The sequence below is a fragment of the Vibrio sp. R-1 genome (genome assembly GCF_035615595.1).
Classification (GTDB): domain Bacteria; phylum Pseudomonadota; class Gammaproteobacteria; order Enterobacterales; family Vibrionaceae; genus Vibrio; species Vibrio cholerae.
In genome coordinates, this window is the sequence record NZ_WPDC01000379.1 from 1 (window position 1) to 212 (window position 212).

Here is a 212-nt window from a genome sequence, read left to right on the forward strand (position 1 = left end):
ACCACCGATACTCGATTTTATTTTGCTACCCCACACCACTCTTGGGAGCGAGGAACCAATGAAAATACCAACGGACTGATCCGACAATATCTGCCCAAAGGAACCTCGATGGCGACACTCACTCAAGCAAAGTGCAATGCGATTGCACACAAACTTAACAACAGACCCAGAGCTCGTCTGGGCTTTAAAACACCAGAGGAATGTTTTGTTGG

The 212-nt window shown here is 47.2% G+C and carries 1 protein-coding gene; it reads left to right on the forward strand.

What is annotated here, in order from left to right:
• The coding region (locus GOU96_RS18565) for an IS30 family transposase (protein ID WP_324702145.1) at positions 1 to 212 on the forward strand (212 nt) is incomplete at both ends.